Source organism: Streptomyces sp. NPDC097617, assembly GCF_044761485.1.
Lineage (GTDB): Bacteria > Actinomycetota > Actinomycetes > Streptomycetales > Streptomycetaceae > Streptomyces.
In genome coordinates this window covers 80359-97129 of the sequence record NZ_JBIWCL010000023.1, presented here as the reverse complement: position 1 = coordinate 97129, position 16771 = coordinate 80359, and the positions used below count along the sequence as shown (strand labels likewise).

14 protein-coding genes are annotated in these 16771 nt (G+C 71.5%); 2 read left to right on the top strand and 12 right to left on the bottom strand.

What is annotated here, in order from left to right:
• The first annotated feature begins 74 nt into the window (after positions 1-74).
• Positions 75-254, top strand: a complete 180-nt coding sequence (locus tag ACIQZO_RS30230; RefSeq protein WP_403632035.1) for a hypothetical protein — start codon at positions 75-77, stop codon at positions 252-254.
• Positions 255-329: 75 nt separating this feature from the next.
• Here the strand turns inward: ACIQZO_RS30230 and ACIQZO_RS30225 are convergent, their stop codons facing one another.
• Complete coding sequence (locus ACIQZO_RS30225) at positions 330-3503, bottom strand: BTAD domain-containing putative transcriptional regulator (RefSeq protein WP_403632192.1); 3174 nt, start codon at positions 3501-3503, stop codon at positions 330-332.
• A 269-nt stretch (positions 3504-3772) separates the two neighbouring features.
• On the opposite strand from ACIQZO_RS30225, the gene ACIQZO_RS30220 reads away from it, so the two are divergent.
• Positions 3773-5236 (top strand): NB-ARC domain-containing protein, encoded by a 1464-nt coding sequence (locus ACIQZO_RS30220; RefSeq protein WP_403632032.1) that lies wholly within the window; start codon positions 3773-3775, stop codon positions 5234-5236.
• Positions 5237-5261: 25 nt separating this feature from the next.
• Here the strand turns inward: ACIQZO_RS30220 and ACIQZO_RS30215 are convergent, their stop codons facing one another.
• The 11 genes from ACIQZO_RS30215 to ACIQZO_RS30165 are packed head-to-tail and all read right to left on the bottom strand — an operon-like array spanning position 5262 to position 16741.
• The gene (locus ACIQZO_RS30215; RefSeq protein ID WP_403632030.1) at positions 5262-6239 is read right to left on the bottom strand and encodes an MmcQ/YjbR family DNA-binding protein; all 978 of its coding nucleotides are present in this window, start codon (positions 6237-6239) and stop codon (positions 5262-5264) included.
• Positions 6240-6268: 29 nt separating this feature from the next.
• Positions 6269-7414: an NAD(P)/FAD-dependent oxidoreductase gene (locus ACIQZO_RS30210; protein WP_403632028.1), complete on the bottom strand. Its 1146-nt coding sequence runs from the start codon at positions 7412-7414 to the stop codon at positions 6269-6271.
• A 36-nt stretch (positions 7415-7450) separates the two neighbouring features.
• Positions 7451-8713 (bottom strand): ATP-grasp domain-containing protein, encoded by a 1263-nt coding sequence (locus tag ACIQZO_RS30205; protein ID WP_403632027.1) that lies wholly within the window; start codon positions 8711-8713, stop codon positions 7451-7453.
• A gap of 5 nt (positions 8714-8718) precedes the next feature.
• Positions 8719-9222 carry a YbaK/EbsC family protein gene (locus ACIQZO_RS30200; RefSeq protein ID WP_403632024.1) on the bottom strand — a complete coding sequence of 168 codons (504 nt, stop codon included), beginning with the start codon at positions 9220-9222 and terminating at the stop codon, positions 8719-8721.
• Positions 9222-11000, bottom strand: a complete 1779-nt coding sequence (locus ACIQZO_RS30195) for an ABC transporter substrate-binding protein (RefSeq protein ID WP_403632021.1) — start codon at positions 10998-11000, stop codon at positions 9222-9224. The genes ACIQZO_RS30200 and ACIQZO_RS30195 overlap by 1 nt, the downstream gene beginning before the upstream one ends.
• Entirely contained in the window at positions 10997-11332 is a 336-nt protein-coding gene (locus ACIQZO_RS30190; protein ID WP_403632018.1) for a hypothetical protein, read from the bottom strand. The genes ACIQZO_RS30195 and ACIQZO_RS30190 overlap by 4 nt, the downstream gene beginning before the upstream one ends.
• Positions 11329-12153, bottom strand: a complete 825-nt coding sequence (gene ddaH / locus ACIQZO_RS30185) for a dimethylargininase (RefSeq protein ID WP_403632016.1) — start codon at positions 12151-12153, stop codon at positions 11329-11331. The genes ACIQZO_RS30190 and ddaH overlap by 4 nt, the downstream gene beginning before the upstream one ends.
• Positions 12146-13399, bottom strand: coding sequence for an ATP-grasp domain-containing protein (locus ACIQZO_RS30180; RefSeq protein WP_403632014.1), 1254 nt, complete (start codon positions 13397-13399; stop codon positions 12146-12148). Before ACIQZO_RS30180 ends, ddaH begins: the two co-directional genes overlap by 8 nt.
• Before the next feature lie 15 nt (positions 13400-13414).
• A complete protein-coding gene (locus ACIQZO_RS30175; protein ID WP_403632012.1) occupies positions 13415-14740 on the bottom strand; it encodes an MFS transporter in 1326 nt (441 codons plus the stop codon).
• A 16-nt stretch (positions 14741-14756) separates the two neighbouring features.
• Entirely contained in the window at positions 14757-16376 is a 1620-nt protein-coding gene (locus tag ACIQZO_RS30170; protein ID WP_403632009.1) for a class I tRNA ligase family protein, read from the bottom strand.
• A complete protein-coding gene (locus tag ACIQZO_RS30165) occupies positions 16373-16741 on the bottom strand; it encodes a cupin domain-containing protein (RefSeq protein WP_403632006.1) in 369 nt (122 codons plus the stop codon). The genes ACIQZO_RS30170 and ACIQZO_RS30165 overlap by 4 nt, the downstream gene beginning before the upstream one ends.
• Between the last annotated feature and the right edge of the window lie 30 nt (positions 16742-16771).

Here is a 16771-nt window from a genome sequence, read left to right as displayed (position 1 = left end):
CACTCTTTGTCTTGTCGAGAGCGGCCACCGCACCACACGGGAGCCGCACCGGGTACACACCAGGGGGACAACCTATGCGCAGCAAGCTGGCTGGACTGATCGGGATCATCGCGGCGGCTCTGGCGATCGGAGTCGGTGTGACGGTCAGCAGCCCGGCGGACGCCGGTCAGCCCTCCGGCTACCAGGTCCTCGCGGACGACAAGGGCCCCGGTGTCGCCTCCCCGGCCCCGACCCCGGTCCCGTCCCCCCGCTAGACCGGCCGCTTGCCCCGCACGACAGAGAAGTGCCCCGCACCGGATTTTGGTGCGGGGCACTTCACGCGTACGGGGTCAGTAGGTCCGGCGGTGCTCCGGCAGGCCCATGAAATCGAATAACTCCTCGGCGGTCGTGCGGTATCCGGCCGCGGCCGCGAAATCCCCGAGCGCCTCGGCCGCCTGCACGAGTCCCACCAGCGCGGACGCTTCCTCGGCACGGAAACTCATCGGCGCCGCGATCTTGTGGGCGTGGGCGTGCAGGGCCAGCGCCACGTCGTGCTCCCCCCAGAGCATGTGCAGCTGGCCCAGGACGTTCTCGACCTTCGCGAGCCTGATCGGGGCGCCGCTGGTGCGGCCGAGCACCAGGGAGCGCTCGGCGAACGCGCGCGCCTGCGGGCCGTCGCCCCGCTCGTGCGCGACCTGGGCGGACAGCGCCAGCACCAGGGCGACGTCCCCCGGTGACCTGGTCTCGTCGCACAGGTCGCGGGCGCGCTTGAGACTGGCGTCCGCGTCCGTGTACTCGCCGAGCCCCACCTGGGCGAAGGCCATGTCGGTCAGGGCCACGATCTCGTTGCTGCGGTAGCCGAGGTCGTGGTCGATCTCGATCGCCCGGCCGGCGGCCGCGGCCGCCTCCGCGTAGCGGCCCCACCGCTCGTACAGCGTGCTGAGGGTGGTCAGGCTCTCCGACTCCGCCCGCAGGTTGCCCAGTTCCCGGGCGGCGGCCACCGACCGCTCGAGCAGGGGGAGGGCCTCCCCGTACCTCCCGAGCATCGACAGCAGCAGCCCGATGGTCGATTCGCTGTTCGCCTCGGTGTGCCGGTCCCCGGCGCGGACCGCGGTGTCGCGCGCCTCCCGCGCCACCTCCAGCCCCTCCTCGAAACGGCCGAGCTTCCAGCAGGCCGCGCCCAGATTGGCCAGGCTGATGCCCAGGAGCGCCGGATCGTCGAGCCGGCGGGCGGCGGCGACCGCGAGGTGCCCCACGCTCCAGAACTCGTCGAGCTGCCCGTGCGTGTGCAGGTGGAAGCCGATGTTGCGGCTCAGACAGGCCGCGTACCGGTCGTGGCCGGACCGCTCGGCCAGGGACACGGCCGCCAGCAGTCCCGCCTGCTCCCGGTCGAACCAGCTCACGGCCTGCTCGGCGTCCCTGAAGTGCGGCCGTTCGCCCTGGTAGGGCGGTATACCGGTGGGCCGGCGCTCGCGCCCGGGGAACAGCACCTCGCAGGCCGCGTCCGAGGTCGTCATGTAGTAGCCGAGCAGCCGCTCGACCGCCGCCGCGTCGTCGTCCGCCGTCGCCGGGCCGCGCAGGCTCTGGGCGAAACTGCGCACCAGGTCGTGGAAGGTGTAGAGGCCGATGTCGGGCTGCTGGACCAGATGGACGTCGAGCAGGAACTCCAAGGCGTCCTCGGCGTCGCGGACGGCCGTGCCGAGGAGCGCGGCCGCCGAATGGACGTCGGTACCGGCGCACGGGTACAGGCTGAGGATGCGGAACGCGGTCCGGTACTCCTCGTCCATCGCCAGGTAGGACAGGCGCAGGGTCGCCGCGACGCTGCGCTCGCCCGAACTGAGCTCGTCCATCCGGCGCTTCTCGTCGCGCAGCCGCTCGACCAGGTAACGCACCGTCCAACGAGGCCTGTTGCGCAGCCGGGCCGTCGCGATCCGCAGCGCCAGCGGCAGGTGGCCGCACAGCTCGGCCAGTTCGGCGGAGGCCGCGGGCTCGGCGGCCACCCGGGTCGAGCCGAGGGTCTCCGCCATCAGGCTGGTGCTGTCCTCGGGCTCCATCATCCCGATGGACACCCACTCGACGCCGTCCAGGTCCAGCAGCCGTCCGCGGCTGGTGATCAGGGCCAGCGAGCCGGGCGAGGCCGGCAACAGGGGCCTGATCTGCGCCGCGTCGACCGCGTTGTCGCACAGCAGCAGCATCCGCCGGCCGTCCAGCTTCGACCGCCACAGGGCGGTGCGCCCCTCCAGGTCCTCGGGGATCCGGTCGCCCGGCGTACCGAGGGTCCGCAGCAGGCTGTCGAGCGCGGCGGTCGGTGTGACCGGGTCCCGGCCCGGGGTGAATCCGTGCAGGTCGATGTGGAGCTGCCCGTCGGGATACCGGTCGGCCAGCCGGTGCGCTGCGTGCACCGCCAGGGTGGTCTTGCCCATGCCGCCCATGCCGTCGATGGCCACGATCCGGGCGTACCGGTCGCTGCCCCGGCCCTCGTCCCGCACGTAGTCGAAGAGCTCGGCGAGCTCCTTGGCGCGGCCGGTGAAGTCGGGCAGGTCGTACGGCAGGGTGCACGGGGCGTCGGCCGGCGCGGCCCGCGTTCCCGGCTCTTCCCGGACCGTTCCCGCCGGGGCCGGGGCCTCGGGGGCCGCGCCCTCGGGCAGCGGCGCCACGGCACGGACCGGCTCGGGCTCCGGCGCCGCGGGGGCCGCCGGCTCGGTAGCCGGAGGTACGGGCGCGGCGACCACCGGTACCGGCGCGGGCGCGGGAACAGCGACCGGCACCGCGACGGGCACGGGCAGCGCCCTCGGCGCCGGCGCGGGCCGGTCGGGCGCGGCCAGCTCGGGACTGTCGCGCAGGATCGCCTCGTACAGCCTGGCCAGCCGGGGGCCCGGGTCGATCCCGAGCTCGTCCACGAGCAGCCCGCGGACCTCCCCGTACTCCTTGAGCGCCTCGGCCTGCCGCCCGGAGCGGTACAGGGCGAGCATCAGCTGCCCGCGCAGCGTCTCCCGCAGCGGGTGCTGGGTGATCAGGGCCCGCAGGCCCGAGATGAGCTCACCGCTCTCGCCCAGGGCGAGGCACAGGTCGAACAACTGTTCGGCGGCGGCCAGTCGGCGCTCTTCCAGCGCGGTCGCGGCGGCCTCGATCACCGGTCCGCCCGTGCCGGACAGGACCGCGCCGCGCCACAGCGCGAGGGCGGTCCGCAGCGCCTCGGCGGCCTCGGCCTGCCCGCCCTCCCGCAGGGACCGGGCGGCCGACCTCGTCAGCGTGTCGAACTCCAGCAGGTCGAGCTGGTCGTCCGCCACCACCACGCGGTATCCCGGCCCGTCGGTGGCGATCACCTCGCTGCCGGTGGGTATCCGCCGGCGCAGGTCGGCGACGGCCTTGCGGACCTGGTGCGCCGCGGTCACCGGCGGGTCCTTCTCCCACGTCGCCTCGACGAGCCGTGCGACGGGCACGACCCGGCCGGCCTCGAGCAGCAACATGCACAGGACCCGTTCCTGGATCGCTCCCCCCAGCCTCAGCCGTACCTCGTCCATCCATCCCTCAAGCGATCCGAGGACGTTGAAGCGCAGCTTGCCCCCCACAGGCACTCCGCTTCGTCTCTCCCCGGAATCCGCATCCGCCCCCGGCATCGGACATCCACCCCCAAAGAACAAGACCCCTGGCCAGGTCATGCCAACCGGATCATAGGGGTTACCCCTAGCACGCGGTAAGCATCCGGTAGCAGATCAGGAAGGGCGACACGGACAGTTCACGAGCGGCCCGGAGCAGGCAGCACACGGAGCGAGTACCGAAGGAGCAGGCTGTGGGAAGACTGGAGAGACCACTGGCCCCCGATGCCGGACCAGTCACCGCGTTCGCCCGGGAATTGCGCAGGCTGCGGACGGCGGCGGGCAGTCCCGGCTACCGTGACATGGCCACACGTGCCATGTTCTCCGCGTCCGTGCTCTCCGACGCGGCCGCCGGCTACCGCCTCCCGACCCTTCAGGTGGCCCTCGCCTTCGCCGAGGCCTGCGGCGGTGACCGCGCCAGCTGGGAGCGCCGCTGGCACGAGGCGGCGCGCGCCGAAGGGGACGACGGAGCGGCCCGCCCGGCGGTCAAGGCGGTTCAGCAGCACCACGAGAACGAGCTGCGCGCGGCCGAGGTACGTGCCGTGCTGCCGCCGCCCGCCCAGCTGCCGATGGAGGCTCAGCCCCTGGTCGGACGGCGTGACCTGCTCCAGCGGGCCCGCGCGCTGACCGCCCCCTCGTACGGGGAACAGCGCGCCGCGGCGCCCCTGGTGATCAGCGGACAGGTCGGCGTCGGCAAGACCGCCTTCGCCCTGCGGCTCGCCCACGAACTCGCCGTGAACCTGCCCGACGGGCAGCTCTACGCGAACCTCGACCCGGCCGCGGACGGACGCAAGGACGCCGCCGGGATCGCGGGCGGCTTCCTGGAGGCGCTCGGCATCCCCACCGACCGGATCCCGAACGATCCCGGCCAGAGAATTGGCCTGTACCGATCACTGCTCAACCGGCGCAGGCTGCTCGTGGTGCTGGACGGAGTCCAGCACGAGCGCCAGATTCGGGAACTTCTCATCGCGGCGCCCGAGAGCCGCATCATCATCACCAGTCGATCGCGGCTACTGGGCCTCGACGGAATTGGCCGAATCCGGCTCCCCGCACTGGACCGTGACGAGTCGATGGAGCTGCTCGCCCGGATCATCGGCGCGGACCGGGTCGGTAGCGAGCCGCGTGCATGCCTGCGCCTCGCCGACGCCTGCGGGGACCTGCCGCTGGCGCTCAACCTGGCGGGCCGGCGCATCGCGGCCCGGCCCGAGTGGATGCTCCAGGACTCCGTGGCGGAGCTGCTCGGCGACGGGCAGAGCGCCAGGAGCGCCCACGGGGCACCCGGCCGCTTCCTGGCCCGGCTGCAGGTCGGGGACGACGCGCTGAGCAGCCGCCTCGACAGCGCCTACCGGCTGCTGACCCCGTGGGCCCGCCTGATGCTGCGCCAGTTCGCGGGCTCCGACAACCCGCCCTCCGTCGACAACGTGGTGTACGAGTCCGCGGACGCGCTCGCCATGCTGGTCGAGCGCTCCGCGCAACCGGTGGAGGACCTGCTCGAACGGCTCCTCGACGCGGGGTTGCTCGACCACTCCGACCTGCCGGGGCAGTACGGACTGACGCCGATGGCCCGGGCGTACGCGCTGACGCAGCCCGACCCGACCGAGGAGGACCCCGCGCCGGCCGCGGCGCGGGACCAGGCGCCCGCGCGGCAGTCGAGGTAGCCCGGCCCGCGGGGTGCCCGCGGGCTCACGCCCCGTACGTGATCGTGACGTAGAGGTGCTCGTCGAGGACCTTGGCGAGGGACACCCGGGGCCGGCCCAGCTCGGCGCACAGGTCCGCCTCCGGCAGGCCGCCGCCCTCGTCCAGCGCGGCACGCGCCCAGGTCCGGCCGAGCTCCAGGTGACGGGCGAAGGCGGCCCGGTCCCGGGCCCCGTACAGCCGCTGCGCGATGGCCGCGTCCCACGGCATGACCGAGTCGGGGCGCAGCGCGTACAGCGCCTTGGACGCGGCGGTCGGGCCGAGGCTGCGGCGGCCGATCGCCAGCGCCGCCAGCTCCTCGTAGGCCGCGGCCAGCCGGGAGAGGTCGCGCGCGGTGAGCCGGGCCAGCGGTGCGTCCGGCAGCGTGTGCCGCTCCCACCAGGCGCCGAGCCCCTCGCCGAAGGTGTCGGGCTCGCCCTCGCGCGGGTAACGGATGCGGCAGCCCCAGGAGTTCAGCCAGCGGTGCAGGGCCGTGCGGTGCGCGGCGAGCGAGAGGTCGAGCGCGGAGCCGGTCTCCGTACGCAGCGCCAGCCAGCTGCGGTCCACGCCCGCGAAGCCGTTGAACACCTCGGCCGATGAGCGCAGTTCGGCGAGGGACGGCGGCGGCGGGAGCGGTGGCGCGGCCGGCGGGTCCAGGTGCGCGCGGGCCACCTTGGCGGGGACCACCATCCGCCAGGCCTCGGTCACGAGCTCCGTCAACTCGTCCTGTCCCAGGGCTCCGAGGTGGGACTCCACCCAGTTGAAGCGCAGATCGGACGCGCGGGGCAGGAAGAACTTCGCCGGTTCGGCGGCGACCAGCGCGGCCCGTTCCTCCTTGGGGAAGGCGAAGCCCAGTTCGCTCTCGTCCCGGGACAGCGCGAGATAGACGATGCCGCCGATCCGGAACTTCACCCGGTCCCGGATCAGGTGCTCCTGCGTCCTCGGCAGGCTCAGCGCGAGCCGCCGTACGTCCTCCACCGTTGCCACGTCCCGCTCCTTCACCTCCGGCCGCCGGCTCACAGACCCGCGAGCTGCGGGGTGTGGACGTCCAGCGGCGGCCCGTCGAGGGCACCGAGGCCGATCAGCGACGGACTCCTGCCGATCAGCCGGTCGGCGAGCGACCGCGCGATGAGCGGCGCGAACTTGAAGGATGTGCCACCGCAGGCCGCGTACGCGTATCCCGCGCCGCCGAGGGCGACCAGCAGCGGACCGCCGGTCTCGGTGAAGGCCGTGTAGTAGGCGTCCTTGGCCGCGGTGACCCAGGCCGGTCCGAAGCCGGGCAGCAGGTCCCCGAACTCCTTCTCCAGCCGGCGCTGCCAGTACGGGTCGGTGCCGTGGTCGGTGAGCTCGTCCACCACGCGGCAGGCGGTGGCCGAGGTGAGCTTGAGGGCCGTGCCCGCCACCGGCGGGATCAGCCAGGCTCCGCCCTCGGTGCCCAGGGCCGGTATGGCCGGAGTGCGCGCCCAGGCCTGCGACTGCTGCCGGGGCACCCGGCAGTACAGGAGGGACTGCCGGTACAGGGTCAGCCGCTCGGAGATGCTCTGCGGCAGCAGGTCACGGGACCAGGGGCCGACGGCCACGAGCACCGCGTCACTGTGCAGCACCTGCCCGTCCACCAGTCGTACGCTGCCGCTCTCGCCGTCGACGGCGGTCACGGCCCGGTGCTCGATCAGCTCGATGCCCCGCTGCCACTTCAGCCAGCCGACGCAGGCGGCGAGGACCCGCTCGGCGAGCAGCACACCCGCCTGGTCCTCCAGTACCGCGCCGAGGCCGCCGCCCACGTGCAGGTGCGGATAGCGGTCGGCGAGGCCGGCCGCGGTGAGCTCCCTGGCGCTGCCTCCGGCGTCCTCCAGCATGGCCGCCGCGTCCGCAGCCGCCGCCGGCGGCAGCACGGTGAGCGAGCCGACCTGCTCGTAGAACCTCGTCAGGAACAGCTCCTCCAGTTCGACCCAGCGCCGGTGCGCACGCAGTGCGGCCGCCGTGGTCCGCGGGTCTGCGGGGTGCAGGGCCCGCAGGATCCGGTGCTGGTCGAAAGAGGTGGCTCTGCTGTGCGGGATGGGGCCCTGGTCCACGATCGTGACCCGGTGCCCGTCGAGCACGCACTCGACCGCCGTGAGCAGGGCGATCACTCCGCCGCCCACTACTGTCACCCTCGTCGACATCACACACCTCCCTTCAGTTTTCGTTGCGCCGACGGGTCAGCTGTCGAGGACGATCGTGGTCAGTGCGGATGCCTTGGCGAGGGACTCCTCGCAGCTCAAGACGGTGTCGCCGGCGCAGATCAGGTTGGCGTAGCGGCTGAGGTAGCCCTCGGGCGGCAGCAGCAGCGAAGTGCCCGGCGCCGCCATCACGTTGGTCTCCAGCAGCCCCGGCACGTCCGCGGTGGCGGGTACGTCGACCGAGCGGACCGTGCCGTTCTCCGGCGGGTACAGGAAGCGGATCCCCACGGTGCGGCTCTGCGTCGGGGTCCACTCGGGGCGAACGCCGGCGGCCACTTCCGCGGCCAGCTCCCCGGGCTCCACACCGGTGGCGAGGCTGCCGAGGTAGGGGATCAGGTCTCCGCCGAGGCGGGCGTTCACCTCGATGATCACCGGGCCGCGGGTGGTGAGCTTCACCTCCGTGTGCGTGATTCCGTAGCCGATGCCCAGTTCCGTGTGGGCGTCCCGCAGGATGCCCAGCAGTTCCTCGTCGGCGAGCAGCGGGTCGGTGGCGCTGACCACGTGCCCGGTCTCCTCGAAGTAGGGGGCCAGGCCCACTTCCTTGTGCGCGAGGAAGAGCGGGGTCCAGGCGCCGTCGAAGACCACACCGTCGATGCTGATCTCGGGGCCCATGACGCACTCCTCGACCAGCGCCCCGCCCTCGTAGTCGCTGTTCCCGCCGCGGCCGGCGGCGTCCGCGACCTCGAAGGCCGCCCGGACCCCGGCCGCGTCGTCGACCCGGATGACGCCGATGCTCGCGCCCATGCCGCGGGGCTTGAGGACCACCGGGTAGCCGAAGGAGTCGGCCGCGGCGAGGGCCGCCTCGGCGTCGGTCACGTAGGCGAAGTGCGGCTGGGGCATCCCGGCGGCGGTCAGCAGCTGCCGGGTGTTGTGCTTGTTGCGGCAGTTGTCCGCGCCACGGGAGGTCAGGCCGGGCAGTCCGAGCCGCTCGGCTATGAGCGCGGTGGTCACCACGAGCGTCTCGTCGTAGCTGAACACGCCCACCACGCGGTGCTCGGCGGCCACCGCCTCGGCGGCCCTGATCAGCCCCTCCGTGTCGGGCACCAGGCGGGCGCGGTCGAGCAGTTCCACCGTGGTGGAGCCCCGAACGTACTGTTCCTGCCAGGTCGGGTCCACCGCGTCCAGGATCCAGATCGGGCGGCGCCGGGCGGCGCCCGCGAGCAGGTACTCGCGGTAGGCGCGCTGTCCGCTGCCGACCAGGATCACCACGCCGTCATCGGTCGTGCTGGCGTCATCAGTCATCTTCGTCACCTCGCGGAGTGGGTCAGGACCCGGGCGCCGGCCGTCGCGATCGCCGCGAGCTGCGGCTGGGCGATGGCCAGGTAGTCGGGGGTGGACAGGGCCACGGAGCGGTCCAGGCGGGCCGCGTTGAAATAGATCTCTTCGGTGAGGATCAGGCCCTCGTCCACGACGAGGTGCAGATCGGGGTGGAAGCTGAGCGGCATCACCGTGCCGCAGACGCTGCCGGCCAGGCGCTCGGCGATCTCGGGGGTGGCGAAGGCCGTCCGCCCGCCGCCGAACAGGGCGCCGACCGCCTCCAGGTCGACCTGCCGGTCGCCGGGAACCACCGCGAGCACGTACTTGCCGACCCGCTTGGTGATGCTCACGCGGACGACGATGCACTTGGCGGCCTGGTCCAGCGGGTGACCGCGCAGGACGCTCGCCAGGTCGGTGCGGCCCTCGGCGACGTGGTCGATCAGTCGGTACCGGGCCTGATGGCCGTCGAGGAGGTCGATCAATCGCTGGTACATCAGAGCACCTCGCCGACGTAGTGCCAGTCCTCGGGATTGATCAGTCCGAAGGGGTTGATCGGAGCCACGCCCTTCAGGTTGTTGGCCACTTCCAGCAGGCGGAAGGGGAAGTTGGGCATCCAGATGACCGGGACCTGCTGCGCCATGTAGTCCTGGTAGGCGTACAGGTCCTCCAGGTCGTCGCTGACGACGGTGCGCGCGATCAGCTCGTCGGCCTTCGGGTCGCTGTAGCTGCCGAAGTTCACCGAGGAGCCGGTCGAGTAGAGCGCCTCACCGGTCGGGTAGAAGCCGGGTCCGTAGCCCCAGCCGCCGTTCCAGTCGCTGAACTCCCACAGGCACGGGCTGTCGGGGCCGGGGGTGCAGGTGGTGTCCTCCAGGACCAGGACGCTCGCCTCCACCTCGCTCAGCACGATCTCGATGCCGGCCTTCGCGGCGTCGGCGGCGAACTTGCGCATGACGGCGGTCAGCGTCTCGTGCCCCTGGGCGTACCGCATCGAGAACCGCAGCGGGGTGCCGGCCGCGATGCCCTCGCCCGCCTCTGCGGGTCCGGTGCCCTCGCGGACGCAGAGCGCCGGGGTGGTGCTGGTGTCCCAGCCGTTCTCGGTCAGGAAGGCACGGGCCTTGTCGACGTCGAAGGGGTACGGGTCCTCGTGCGCGGCGGGCGAGAGCAGCGGGCTGTCGGGCAGGGCCGGGATCGGCCCGGTGGTCGGGTAGCCGTAGCCCTTGTAGACGTCGCGGATGGCGCCCCGGGAGTCCAGGCAGGACTGGAGGGCCTGGCGGAAGTAGAGCTGCTTGAAGATCTTTCCGGAGACGGTGGGGTTGTTGAAGTTGATCGGGAAGTAATGGATCTTGTAAGTGAGCTGGGGGACGAGGTCGTAGTGCTCGCCGAGCGGGTTGGGCCCGCCGAGCAGCGGGTCCTCGGCCGGCTCGGTGACCTCGTCGAAGGGCAGGAAGCCGATCTGCACGCCGTCCAGGGCCTCGGGGCCGCGGCGGAGCATCTCGTACTGCTCGGTGTCGGAGCCGGTGGGCACCAGCCGGAATTCGTCCAGGTAGGGCTTGTTGGGGCCGCAGTAGGTCTCGTTCGGCACCAGGACGGCCTCGCCGGATATGCCGTCGATCGTGTAACTGCTCAGCTTCCAGGGTCCGTTGACAACACTCCATACGGGGCTGGTGTCCCAGCTCTTACGCTCGTCGTTGCAGGCCCGCAGGTAGGCGTAGACGGCGGAGGCCTGCGCCGGGTCGTGGGTTGCGTCGGCCGGCCGGTCGTCGCCGGTGCGGTCCCAGGCCTTCGGCAGTGGGGTGATGGTGCTGAACTGGTTCATCAGCACCCAGTTGTGCGAGTAGGCGCGGTCGAAGGTGAAGCTGACCTTGTCCTCGGCGACCTTCTCGTAGCCGGCCAGGTTGTCCGGGAAGAAGCCCGGCGTGTAGCCGCCGAAGCTGTCCTTCTCGGCCTCCAGGAGGTGCATCCACAGCATCACGTTGTCGGCGTTGACGCTCTCGCCGTTCGACCACGTGTACGGCTTGACCGTGATCGTCGCCGTGCGGCCGTCCTCGCTCCACTCCGGGGGCTCGGCGAGGCTGCGCTCGTAGTCGACCGTCGGCTGCCCGCCGGTCCCGTACCAGTACAGCGGGCGGTACATCAGGGTCTGGAACTCGTGCAGGTTGGCCACCCCGTAGTACTCGCCCGGGGTGAACGGGAAGATGAAGACCGGGCTGAAGCCGCTGGTGCAGGCCCAGGTCACGCTGCCCCCGCGGAGCGGGGTGGTGGGCGGGGTCATCTCGGTACCTCCTCCAGTGCGGATTCGCCGCTGTCCGAATGGGCTCCGTAACGCTCCCAGCGCTCGTTGAGCCGGATCCGTCCGTCGTCCAGGAACTCGGGGGTGCTCCAGCACCGCCCGGCGACCACCTCGCCGTCGGCGAGGACCATCGTGTAGGCGAACTCCAGGTTCCCGTCGGGCTCAACGCGCCCGTTCAGGGAGCCCCTGCGGACGGGTCCACCGTCGAAGTCGGCCCAGAGCAGGTCGCCCTCCTGGCGGTAGTGGCCCACGGGGGCGTCCTCGTCGGACGGGTAGCCGGTGTTGCGGAAACTTCTGCCGTCGTAGTCGATCACCGGTGTCGTATCTCCTGAGTGATGCACTTGACCGCGCCGCCGGCCTTCAGCAGTTCGGACATGTCGACGGGGTGCGGCGCGAACCCGCGGGCGCGCAGCTCGTCGATCAGGTGGGTGGCGGTCTCCGTCACGACCACGTTCAGTCCGTCGCTCACCGCGTTGAGGCCGAAGGCGTCGGCGTCCTGGCGGGTCGCGAGGATCGCGTCCGGGTACAGCTCGCGCAGCACCTCCTGGCTCTCCTCGCAGAAGGCGGCGGGGTAATACGCCACCAGGTCCTCGTCGAGGACGAACAGCGCGGTGTCCAGGTGGTAGAAGCGGGGGTCGGTCAGGGTCAGGCCGACCACCGGCAGGCCGAAGAACGCGCGGAGCTCCTCGTGCGCGCCGGGGTCGCTGCGGAATCCCGCGCCGGCCAGGATCCGCCGGCCGGCGGGGGCGAAGTCGCCCTCGCCCTCGTTGACGTACTGCGGGACGAGGAGGTCGGCGTATCCGCGCTCCTCGAACCAGGCCCGGTAGGCGTCGGCTTCGGCCGCCCGCTCCTCGTGGCGGAACTTCGCGATCAGTACCTTGCCGTCGACCACGGTGGCGCCGTTGGCGGAGAACACCATGTCCGGCAGGCCCGGGACCGGGTCGATGAAGGAGACCTCGTGCCCGAACCCGAGGTACAGGTCCCGGATCCGCTCCCACTGGGCCAGTGCCAGGCCGGCGTCCATCGGCTTGTCGGGGTTCATCCACGGGTTGATCGCGTAGGTCACCTCGAAGTGCGTCGGCCGGCACATCAGGTAGTGCCGCTTGGTGGCCGTACGCCGCGGGGGCTCAGCCATGCTCCGGCCTCATCTCGGTGCTGATGCGGCCGGCCGCGATGTGCGCGGTGGTCAGCGCCTGGGTCAGGGAGGTGCCGGTGGCTCCGATGAAACCGAGGATGTTGTTGCCCGCCGGCGGACGCTTGATGACGGTGCCCGCCGCGGCCGTGATCTTGAGGAAGAACAGCGCGGGGTCCTCGGCGACCTCGGTCGGCACCTCGATGGACTCGACCGTGCCGGCCCCGCTGATCAGGCACATCGCGGCGGTGTGCACGTCCGTCGGCGTGTAGTGCGACACGTCCGGCCTGATGCCGCGGGCCACGTCCGACACGCACTGGATGGGGTCGTGGCCGGCGCTGATCCGCGCCATGTGGTCGAGGCCGCCGCCGCCGGGACGGATCGCTATCTCCAGGATGAAGGGCTTGCCCTGGTGGAACCTCACCTCGGCGTGCAGGACGGACCGGCGCAGGCCCTGGGCGTGGGCCGCGTCCCGGACCACCTCGTGGACCGCGGCGACCTGCTCGGGTGTCAGGGAGCTGGGCGCGTGGTGGACATCGTCGTCGAAAGTGCCGCTCTCGACGGTGATCCGGTCCACGATGGAGCCGAGGTAGACCTCGTCGTCCCAGGCCAGCGCCTCGATGAGGTGCTCGTGGCCGTCGAGGTAGCCCTCGATGATGATCCCGTTCGGACCGAGGTCCAGTCCGTCGGCCTCCATCAGGGCCCAGGTCATGGTCTCGATGCCCGAGGTGGCGTCCGCAAAGCGGGCACTCATCTCCTCGGGGTCGTCGACCTTGAAGACGAAGTTGCTGGCGGCGCCCAGGGTGGGCTTCAGGATCAGCGGGTAGCCGAGCTCCTCGCCGGCCCGCAGGGCGGCCTCGACGTCCGGGGCGTACCGGAAGCCGGGGTGCGCCGCGCTGCCGCGCTCGTGGGCCTGGCGCATCAGGAACTTGTTGCGGCTGGTGCGGGCGGCCTCGAGGCCGATGCTCGGCAGGCCGAGCGCCTCGGCGACGACCGCCACCGTGACGACCCCGGACTCCGAGAAGGTCAGGACCCCCTCGAACTCCTCCTCCGCGTGCCAGACCTTGGCGGCCGTGACGATGTCCTCGATGTGCTTGGATCCGGCGATCCGGTAGCGGTCCGCGTCCCAGAAGTCCTCGGTGCCTATGCCGTTGAGGACGTGGACCTCGGCCCCGAGGGCCTCGATCTGCCGGTAGCGCGAGATGTAGTAGGTGGCGTTCTGGCTGGCTTCGATCGCGAGCAGCTTCATCTGTGCCGACCCCCCTCAGACCTTGGCCGGTACGGCCTCGGCCGGTACGGCCTCGGTGACCGGCTCGGTGACGGTGGCGGCGACGGTGGCGGCGACCGGCTCGGACACGATCTCGGCGGCTGCGGCAGCCTCGGCGGCGGCGACCTCACGGTCGTGCTTGCGCAGCGAGAGGACGGTGAGGGAGGCGATGATGACGACCAGGACGGAGAGGGCGTAGAAGCCGTTCTTCACGTTGGTGGAGTCGACCAGGAGCGAGATCAGGACGACGGCGACGGTACCGGCGGCGAGGCCGAAGGCGTTGGTGGCGCCGAACACGAAGCCCGTCTTCTCCTCGGGCGCCGCGCTCATCAGGGCGGTACGGGCCGAGATGCGGGCCACGCAGAAGGCGATGGCGGCGAAGGGGATGACGGCCATCATCGCGTAGAGGTGGACGGACTCCATGGACAGGAGCACCGCGAAGGCGACGTAGCCGATCAGGGCCGTCTTCAGCACCGTGGCCTTGGAGCTGATCTTCTTGAAGGCCCAGGCGGCGAACAGGGCGCCGATGCCGAACAGGGCGTCGACGATGCCGAGGTAGCCGGCGTTGGACTTGAAGCCCTCGATGACCAGGACCAGCATGATGCTGTTGCCGACGATGATGACGATGTTGCCGATGATGTACAGCAGCGCCAGACGGGCCAGCGGCGGGCGGGCGGCGGCCAGACGGGCGGCGGCGGCCGAGGCGGCCTTGGCCGCGGCCTCGGTGACGGCCTGGCCGGCCGGGCGGCGGCCGATGAGGAACAGCAGGACCGCGGAGAGCAGGAACGTGATCGCGTTGAAGTAGAAGAGCGACGTGGTGCCGACCCAGACGATCACCCAGCCGCCGAGGGCCGCCGAGGCGAGCGTGCCGGCCTGGATGGCGATCTCGGCGTTGCCGTTGAACTGGGCGAGCCGGGACTCCGGGATGCGCTCCTTGATCAGGGCGTTGCTGGCCGGGAAGAAGAGGGCCGCGGAGATCGACAGGATGAAGCTGGCGACGTAGCTGACGGTCGAGGGGTTACCGCCGAGGGCCAGCCAGACCGGCAGACCGATCGCGGCGGCCCCGCTGGCCAGGTCGGAGATCATCGCCAGGGTGCGGCGGTCGAAGCGGTCGGCGAGCTTGCCGAAGAACAGGGAGAGCGCCACCTGCGGGATGGTGACGGCGATCATCAGCCAGCTGACCGCCAGCATGGTGTTGGCCTCGGTGAAGACCAGGTACGAGGCGGCGGTGAGCTGGATGCCGTTGCCCAGGTTGGTGATGAAGGTCGCGGGGATGAGCAGTCGTTCTGCCCGATTGGGACGGGGCGGGGCGATGGTGGACACAGTGCTCCTCGGGGGTTCAGGCTCGGATGTCGGCCGGCTCGGCCACGGGCGCGAACGCCCCGACCACGGTGGACAGGAGGGGGAGTCGCAGGGGAGCGACGGGGTCGGCGTCGAAGGCGCCGGCCGGGAGGATCAGATCGGCGCCGGCCTTCTCGGCACGGGCGGCGACGTCGACGAGCAGCGGAGCGGCGCACGCGGTCAGCGTCCGGACGGCGAGGACCAGGTCGCCGAGGTCGCTCGGCACGTCCACCGCCACGCGGTCCGCCTGCTTCAGCAACCGGTCGAGGTGCACGACGATCAGGTCCGCCGCCCGGTGGAGGCTGAAGCTCTCCAGCTCGTAGTGGGAGCGGAACCGCTCGACGACGATCCCCGCCTGCTCGGCGCCGGTCGCGGAGACCGGCAGCAGCGCGTCCGCCGGTATCCCGGCGAGCATCTCGTCCAGCCGGCCCGCGAGCCGGTTCCACGGCTCGACCAGTCGGGAGCTCGACAGGTGCTCGAGCGCCTCGCGGCTGAAGTTCGTACGGGAGTGCTCCGGCGCCGTCAGCGCCAGGTAGAAGCGCACCAGGTCGCGCGGTACCTCGGCCACCAGGTCGGCGGCCCACACCACGTGGCCTTTACTTGTTGAGAACTTCTGGTTCTCCAGCTCGTAGAACTCGTTCGACACGATGGCGTGGGGCTCGACGTACCGGTCGCCGTGCGCCATCAGCAGCGCCAGGTGCGTCATTCCCCAGAAGTAGACGTTGTCGAATCCGAGGAAGTACACGAGGTCGATGCCGTGCTCGGACAGCCAGTGCTCGTCGAACCGGTCGGTGTGCTCACCGAGCTGCTCGGCCGCGTACCAGGTGCAGTACATCGAGGCGGCCATGCCCTCGGCCCAGGCGTTGAGGACCTGGCCCGGCGTCTCGGTGAAGGGCGCCGGGATGCCCCAGGCGGTGGGATAGGTGATCGGGAAGTCGGGCAGCGGGCGCTCCAGCGCCTCCCGGATGAGCTGCGCGGTGTGCGGGCGCAGCACGTCCCGGTGCCGGACGTAGTAGTCGGCGAGCCGGTCGCGGTACTCCTCCATCGGCAGGACGAGGATCTGCGCCTCGCGGTGCGTGACCACGGCGGCCGGGTCGACGGTGGAGCGGGGACGCAGCAGTTCGTCGAAGTTGTTGGGGTGCCCGCAGGATTCGCAGAGCCCGCCGCGGCTCTCCACGAGGCACACCGGGCAGTCGCCGGCGACCAGGCCCTCCATCAGGTACTCGCCGGTGGCTTCGACGTACGGCAGCAGCACCGTCTTCAGGCGGAAGGCGCCCTCGCTGTGGAGGTCGGTGACGAAGTCGATGACGGTCTGCCGGTAGCCCTTGTCGAAGGGGGCGAAGCCGTCGACGGAGATACCGGCCGCCTCGAGGGTGGCGCGGATCTGCGTCGCGGAGCGCAGGGCCAGCTCCTCCGGGGTCAGGCCGGCGCGGGCCGCGCTGGAGACCACGTAGGTCTGGCTGTCGTCGGTACCGCTGGTGAAGATCACCGGCCGGTTCGACGCCCGCAGGTAGCGGGCGTACACGTCGCCCGCGAGGTACGGGCCCGCCAGGTGCCCGGTGTGCAGGTCGCCGTTCGGGGTCGGCGGCGGCGCGATGATGACCGTACGGCGTGTCATGCCTGGACTCCTTCGTGGCGAGCTGCGAACCGCTGTGTCATGTCGAGGTCCCACCAGACGCTGTACATCTCGAAGTCCGCGTCGGACTCGTTGATCACCCGGTGCTCGGAGCCCGGGGTGAAGTGGACGATGTCCCCGGTCGCGAAGGGCTTGCGGACGCCCTGCGACTCCAGGACGGCGGAGCCGGCGACGGCGATGAAGATCTCGTACTCGTGGTGGGCGTGGGCCGTCGACGCGGTGCCGGGGCGGATGACGCACCAGGAACCCTCGAAGGGGGCGTTGAGCTCGGACCAGGGCAGCAGCCGCTGGGCGTCCAGTCCGTTCTCGTGCGTCAGTCCGTCGCGGTCGAGTTGCTTGGTGAGCATGTGGGTCGGTCTCTCCTCGTCAGGCGGGTA

Excerpts from the sequence above, each read along its gene's own strand:
- ACIQZO_RS30225 (WP_403632192.1), bottom strand. The coding sequence starts at position 3,503 with ATGGACGAGGTACGGCTGAGGCTGGGGGGAGCGATCCAGGAACGGGTC.
- ACIQZO_RS30165 (WP_403632006.1), bottom strand. The coding sequence starts at position 16,741 with ATGCTCACCAAGCAACTCGACCGCGACGGACTGACGCACGAGAACGGA.
- ACIQZO_RS30205 (WP_403632027.1), bottom strand. The coding sequence starts at position 8,713 with ATGACTGATGACGCCAGCACGACCGATGACGGCGTGGTGATCCTGGTC.
- ACIQZO_RS30170 (WP_403632009.1), bottom strand. The coding sequence starts at position 16,376 with ATGACACGCCGTACGGTCATCATCGCGCCGCCGCCGACCCCGAACGGC.
- ACIQZO_RS30200 (WP_403632024.1), bottom strand. The coding sequence starts at position 9,222 with ATGTACCAGCGATTGATCGACCTCCTCGACGGCCATCAGGCCCGGTAC.
- ddaH (WP_403632016.1), bottom strand. The coding sequence starts at position 12,153 with ATGGCTGAGCCCCCGCGGCGTACGGCCACCAAGCGGCACTACCTGATG.
- ACIQZO_RS30230 (WP_403632035.1), top strand. The coding sequence starts at position 75 with ATGCGCAGCAAGCTGGCTGGACTGATCGGGATCATCGCGGCGGCTCTG.
- ACIQZO_RS30195 (WP_403632021.1), bottom strand. The coding sequence starts at position 11,000 with ATGACCCCGCCCACCACCCCGCTCCGCGGGGGCAGCGTGACCTGGGCC.
- ACIQZO_RS30180 (WP_403632014.1), bottom strand. The coding sequence starts at position 13,399 with ATGAAGCTGCTCGCGATCGAAGCCAGCCAGAACGCCACCTACTACATC.
- ACIQZO_RS30210 (WP_403632028.1), bottom strand. The coding sequence starts at position 7,414 with ATGTCGACGAGGGTGACAGTAGTGGGCGGCGGAGTGATCGCCCTGCTC.